At 76.8% G+C, this 5,359-nt stretch carries 6 protein-coding genes; 5 read left to right on the forward strand and 1 reads right to left on the reverse strand.

The window, feature by feature from the left end:
• The 4 genes from ACFRMQ_RS37495 to ACFRMQ_RS37510 all read left to right on the forward strand — a co-directional run.
• The coding region (locus tag ACFRMQ_RS37495) for a hypothetical protein (RefSeq protein ID WP_380735337.1) at nucleotides 1-594 on the forward strand (594 nt) is incomplete at its 5' end.
• Between the two features lie 134 nt (nucleotides 595-728).
• Nucleotides 729-1,448, forward strand: a complete 720-nt coding sequence (locus tag ACFRMQ_RS37500) for a response regulator (RefSeq protein ID WP_380735338.1) — start codon at nucleotides 729-731, stop codon at nucleotides 1,446-1,448.
• Between the two features lie 145 nt (nucleotides 1,449-1,593).
• Nucleotides 1,594-2,034 (forward strand): pyridoxamine 5'-phosphate oxidase family protein, encoded by a 441-nt coding sequence (locus ACFRMQ_RS37505; RefSeq protein ID WP_380735339.1) that lies wholly within the window; start codon nucleotides 1,594-1,596, stop codon nucleotides 2,032-2,034.
• Nucleotides 2,035-2,133: 99 nt separating this feature from the next.
• Nucleotides 2,134-2,304 (forward strand): alpha/beta fold hydrolase, encoded by a 171-nt coding sequence (locus ACFRMQ_RS37510; protein ID WP_380735340.1) that lies wholly within the window; start codon nucleotides 2,134-2,136, stop codon nucleotides 2,302-2,304.
• Nucleotides 2,305-2,325: 21 nt separating this feature from the next.
• Here ACFRMQ_RS37510 and ACFRMQ_RS37515 read toward each other — a convergent pair whose 3' ends face one another.
• Nucleotides 2,326-4,023 carry a GAF domain-containing protein gene (locus ACFRMQ_RS37515; protein ID WP_380735342.1) on the reverse strand — a complete coding sequence of 566 codons (1,698 nt, stop codon included), beginning with the start codon at nucleotides 4,021-4,023 and terminating at the stop codon, nucleotides 2,326-2,328.
• Nucleotides 4,024-4,416: 393 nt separating this feature from the next.
• Between ACFRMQ_RS37515 and ACFRMQ_RS37520 the strand changes: the two genes are divergently transcribed.
• Entirely contained in the window at nucleotides 4,417-5,268 is an 852-nt protein-coding gene (locus ACFRMQ_RS37520) for a universal stress protein (protein ID WP_380735341.1), read from the forward strand.
• Nucleotides 5,269-5,359 lie beyond the last annotated feature (91 nt).

The following is a 5,359-nucleotide window of genomic DNA, read 5'->3' on the forward strand; positions in this document are numbered from 1 at the left end:
GGACGGCTCCGTCACATCCAGTCCAGTTCGATCTCCCGTTCGATCCAGGAAGGCCGGATCGTGAACCACACCGTCCTCGCCATCGGCACCGCCGCGCTCACCGCGAGCGGCTGCGTCTGGTACCTGCCCGCCATCGCCGACCTCCAGGCCGGCGCCGACCGGCCCCGCTCCACCCGTACGGCCGCCGCGGCCTGCGTGCTCTGGTGGGCCGGGCTCGCGCTCGCGGGCGGGCTGCTGCTCGTCCTGCCGGACTGGCAGCCGGCCGCACAGGTCGCGCTCGCCGGACTGGTCGGCGGCGCGGCACTGCGCGTCCGGGCCCTGTGGGACCGCCGCCGGGAGGTGCGGGAGACGGCCGCCCGCTGGGCCGCCCTGGACGCCGGGCCCGCCCCACGCTCCAACCGGCCGCCGGCGCTCGCGCTGGCCGGCTGGCTGGTGGTGGGCGCGGCCGTCGCCTTGCTCGGGGCGATGGCGATCCTGCTCTCGGGCGGCGGCGAGGTCGTGTCCCGGGTGATGCTCGCGGCGGTCAGCGGGGCGGGCGTCGCGCTCGCCTTCCTGCTGATGGGCCTGGGGAACGTCCGGCGGCAGGGGCGCTGAGCCGGTCCGTGGGCCCAGGCACTCCGACCCCGTCCGAATGGGGCCGTTGGGCCCTGGGCCCGCCGGTGTTTCCGGGGGATGATGCCCTGGGCCCCGCTGGGAGTGTGCGGGGGTGACGAAGGTGGAGCCGCGTGATGGCGACCAAGACGGAGGGCGCCGAGGCCTCGGCGCCGGTCCGGGTGTTCCTGCTGGACGACCACGAGGTGGTGCGCCGCGGGGTGTACGACCTGCTGGACGGCGAGCCGGACCTGGAGGTGGTCGGGGAGGCCGCGACGGCCGAGCAGGCGCTCGTCCGGGTGCCGGCCCTGCGGCCCGACGTGGCCGTGCTGGACGTCCGGCTCGGCGACGGCGACGGCGTCTCGGTCTGCCGCGAACTGCGCTCGCGGATGCCCGATCTGGCCTGCCTGATGCTGACCTCCTTCGACGACGAGGAGGCGCTGCTGGACGCCGTGATGGCGGGCGCCGCCGGGTACGTGCTCAAGCAGATCAGCGGGACGGACCTGATCGCCGCCGTCCGCACCGTCGCCTCCGGGCGCTCGATGCTCGACCCCGGCGCCGCGACCCGCCTGCTGAACCGCCTGCGCAGCGACGCCGAGCCCGCCCAGCCGGTCACCACCGGGCCGGCCCTGACCGCACGCGAGCAGGAGGTCCTCGAACTGATCGGTGAGGGCCTGACCAACCGGCAGATCGGCGAGCGGCTCTACCTCGCCGAGAAGACCGTCAAGAACCACGTCTCGCGGCTGCTCGCCAAGCTCGGCGTCGAGCGGCGGGTGCAGGCCGCCCTGATCGCCACCGAACTGCGCCAGGCCTCCGCCGCCCCGCAGAGCTCCGGGCTGCGCTCCGGCCGGTACTGACGCCGACGGGCCACGACGGGGTCGAGGGGCCGAGGGGCCCGGGACCCCGGCCCGGCCCCGGGCGGAGGTCCCGGGGCCCCGGCCCGGCCGCGCCGGGACCATCGGCCCTCGCGACCCGGCCCGCCCGCGGGTGAGCATCGCTCGCATGAACCGCGACCACGTTCCGTCTCCCCGGGCCTCCGCGCACGGGTCCTCCTCGCACGGGTCCTCCTTGTGCGACCGAACCGATCTCCCCGGACTCCGCGAACTCGACCGGAAGCGGTCGCTGGAGCTGCTGTCCCGGGCCGCCGTCGGCCGGGTGGTCTACACCGTCCACGCCCTCCCGGCCGTCCTGCCGGTGTCCTTCCGGCTGGGCCCCGGCGGGGTGCTGGTCTCGGCGCCGGCCGACTCCGAACTGGCCCGGGCGGTCGACGGCGCCGTGATCGCCTTCGAGGCCGACGAGGTGGACGGCCGGGACGGCTCCGGCTGGTTCGTCACCGTCCTCGGCCGCGCCCAGGTCCGCCCGGCCGGTACGGCGACCGACCCGGACGCCACGGTGCGGATCCGGATCCGCCCGGAGCTGGTCATCGGCCGCTGCCTGGTCTGAGGCCGGCCCGGTCGGAAGCGTCAACACCAGGGTGGCGCAAGGGAGTTCAGGTCTGATGCGGGGCCGACCCGGAGTGGCCGCCCGGCCTGGCATCGCGCCATGACCGATTCCGCCGCCACCCCCGAGCCGCGCTCCTTCGACAGCGGCCGCGGCCGCCTCGCCTACCCGGACGCCGGGTCCGGCGAGCCGCTGGTGCTGCTGCACGGCGGCCTGCCGGACCACCGGAGCTGGAAGACCAACTCTCCGCCCTGCTGCCCGAGTACCGGGTGATCGCGCCGGACGACCGGGGCCTCAGGAACCGATCGGGGCCTCCCACGCCAGCCGGGTGCCGCCGCCCTCGGCCGGCTCGACCGCGAAGGAGCCGCCGACCCGATCGGCGCGCTCCGCCAGGTTGCGCAGCCCGCTGCGCCGCCCGCCCTCGGGCACCCCGACGCCGTCGTCCGTCACGGTCAGCACCACCCGCCCGGCCAGGGCGCGCAGGGTCACCTCGACCCGGGAGGCCTTGGCGTGCCGGGCCGCGTTGCTGAGCGCCTCGGCGAGGACCGCGACCACGTGCCCGGCCAGCTCCTGCGGCACGTCGGTGTCCAGCAGTCCCTCCATGCTCAGCCGGGGCGGGAAGCCGAGGGTGCCCTGGGCGTCGGTGACGACCCGGGTGGCGCGGGCGCGCAGGCCGCGGTCCGGCTCGCTGTGGGCGCGCAGGCCGAAGATGGTCGAGCGGATGATCTTGATGGTCTCGTCCAGGTCGGCCACCGCCCGGGCCACCCGGTCCGCCGCGGCCTCGCTCTCGATCAGCCGGCCCGCGCTCTGCAGCGTCATGCCGGTCGCGAACAGCCGCTGGATCGCCAGGTCGTGCAGGTCCCTGGCGATCCGGTCGCGGTCCTCCAGCAGGTTCAACTGCTCGGCGTCGCGCCGCCGTTCGGCCAGCTCCAGGGCCAGTGCCGCCTGGTCGGCGAAGCCCAGCAACGGGCCGGTCTCCTCCGGGCCGAAAGCCGGCTGCCCCTGCTGCCGGGCCAGCAGCAGCACGCCCCGCCCGTACCCGGCGCCGGTGCCCAGCGGCACCGCCACCGCCGCGCCCAGCCCGTCGAACCGGCCCGCCGGGCCGGCCGGGAAACGGGCGTCGCAGGCCAGCTCGTCGCTGGTGGCCGGCGAGCCGGAGAGGTACGCGGCGCCGGACAGCGTGCCGTCCACCGGCACCGTCACCCCCAGCCGCGCGGACGGCGTGCCGCCCAGCGCGACCTCCACGCTCAGCTCCTCGGCCCGCTCCTCCGGCCCGGCCACCGCCACCGAGACGTCCGCCAGCTCGGCGCCGGATATCTCCCGGGCTCGGCGGGCGATCAGCTCGACCACCTCCAGCCGCGGCGCCCCCGACAGCAGGCTGCGGGTGATCTCGGTGCTCGCCCGCAGCCAGCGCTGGCGCAGCTGGGCCTCCTCGTACAGCCGGGCGTTGTCGATCGCCACGCCGGCCGCGACCGCCAGGGTGGCGATCACCGCCTCGTCGTCCTCGTCGAAGTCCAGCCCGCCGCGCTTGTCGGTCAGGTAGAGGTTGCCGAACACCTCGCCGTGCACCCGGACCGGCACCCCCAGGAAGGTGTGCATCGGCGGGTGGTTCGGCGGGAAGCCGACGCTCGCCGGGTGCTCGGACAGCACCGGGCAGCGCAGCGGCCGCGGATCGCGGATCAGCTCGCCCAGGATGCCCTGGCCGGAGGGCGGCGGGCCGATCTCGGCCATCTCCTCCTCGGTCAGGCCCACGGTCAGGAACTGCGACAGCGTGTGCCCGTCCGGCCCGATCACGCCGAGCGCCCCGTACCGGGCGTCCACCAGGTCGGCGGCGGCCTCCACGATCCGGTGCAGCGCCTGCGCCAGGTCCAGCTCCCGCCCGACCTCCAGCACCGCCTCCAGCAGGCTGTGCACCCGGTTCTGGGTGCCGCGGGCCGCGTCGATGCGCCACTGGAGCTCCTCCAGCAGCTCGTCCAGGCGCAGCCGTGGCATCCGCGCGCCGCCACCCGCCGCGCTGCCGTCCGCTCCGCCCACCGCTGTCCTCCTCGTCGTGCTGCCCTGACCGGCCCGTCCGCCATCCGGACGCGTCCCGACCGCTTCGCGGACGGTAGCCCCCGCCGTCCCGTCCGGCCCGGGTGCCCGCCCGACCAGCGGGATTGCCGTGTTCACGGTAATGCCCACGTGTCGGTCGTGGGGACGGCGGGGTCGAACGTAGGCTCCCTCGGGCGGGCCTTTCGGCCCGTCGCGCAGGGTCCTGCGGCCTCTGCCGCCGGGCCCTGTACGGCTGCCAGGGTGGGGATGGAGCGGACGGGGCGTCAGAGCGCACCGCGGCCCGCACCGAACCGCCGAGCGTCGACAGTGTGTCGACAGTGTGGAGGAACACTCATGACGTCAACCGTTCTGGTCGGGATCGACGGCTCGCCGCAGAGCACCGCCGCCGTCCACTGGGCCGCCGCCGAGGCGGTGCGCCGGGGCGCCGCGCTGCGCCTGGCGCACGCCTGGCCGTGGCTGACCGACGGGGTGTCCTCCTTCGCCGAGGCGGACGACCTTCCCGAGGCCGTCCGGCGCACCCTGGCCGAGGCCGCCGAGGAGATCCGCGGCCTGCACCCCGACCTGACCGTGGAGACCGACGCAGTCCTGGACGCGCCGGTGGACGGCCTGCTGGCGGCCGCCGCCGAGGCGGATCTGCTGGTGCTCGGCTCGCGCGGCCGGGGCGGCTTCACCGGGCTGCTGCTCGGCTCGGTCAGCATGTCGGTGGCCGGGCGCAGCACCGTGCCGCTGGTCGTGGTGCGCGAGGAGGCGACGGCCGGCGCGGCCGAGGTGGTGGTGGGCGTCGACGCCCACACCCCGGAGGCCGAGGTGCTCGACTTCGCCTTCCGCGAGGCGGCCCTGCGCGGCGCCCGGGTCCGGGCGGTGCACGGCTGGGACCTGCCGCCGATGTTCGGCTACGCGGGCGGCGCCGTCCCGGCGGGCGAGCTCGGCCAGCTGGAGGCCCTGGAGGCCAAGCTGCTCTCGCTCGCCCTGGAAGGCCCCCGCGAGCGGCACCCGGACGTCGAGGTGGTCGAGGTGGTGCAGCTCGGCGCCGCCCGGGCCCTGGTCGAGGCCTCCGCCGGAGCCGCCCTGGTCGTGGTCGGCCGGGGCCGGCGCCCGATCGAGATCGGCCCCAGGCTCGGCCGGGTCGCGCACGCCGTCCTGCACCACGCCGAAGCCCCCGTCGCGGTCGTCCCGCACGGGTGACGGTCGGGCCCGCCCGGGGGTGGGGGCCCCGGCCCCCGCCCCCCCCCCGGGGCCCCCCCCCGGGGGCCCCCCGGCCGGCCCGGGCCCCAGC

It is taken from the genome of Kitasatospora sp. NPDC056783 (genome assembly GCF_042789895.1).
Lineage (GTDB): Bacteria > Actinomycetota > Actinomycetes > Streptomycetales > Streptomycetaceae > Kitasatospora.

Excerpts from the sequence above, each read along its gene's own strand:
- ACFRMQ_RS37500 (WP_380735338.1), top strand. The coding sequence starts at position 729 with ATGGCGACCAAGACGGAGGGCGCCGAGGCCTCGGCGCCGGTCCGGGTG.
- ACFRMQ_RS37505 (WP_380735339.1), top strand. The coding sequence starts at position 1,594 with ATGAACCGCGACCACGTTCCGTCTCCCCGGGCCTCCGCGCACGGGTCC.
- ACFRMQ_RS37510 (WP_380735340.1), top strand. The coding sequence starts at position 2,134 with ATGACCGATTCCGCCGCCACCCCCGAGCCGCGCTCCTTCGACAGCGGC.
- ACFRMQ_RS37515 (WP_380735342.1), bottom strand. The coding sequence starts at position 4,023 with ATGCCACGGCTGCGCCTGGACGAGCTGCTGGAGGAGCTCCAGTGGCGC.
- ACFRMQ_RS37520 (WP_380735341.1), top strand. The coding sequence starts at position 4,417 with ATGACGTCAACCGTTCTGGTCGGGATCGACGGCTCGCCGCAGAGCACC.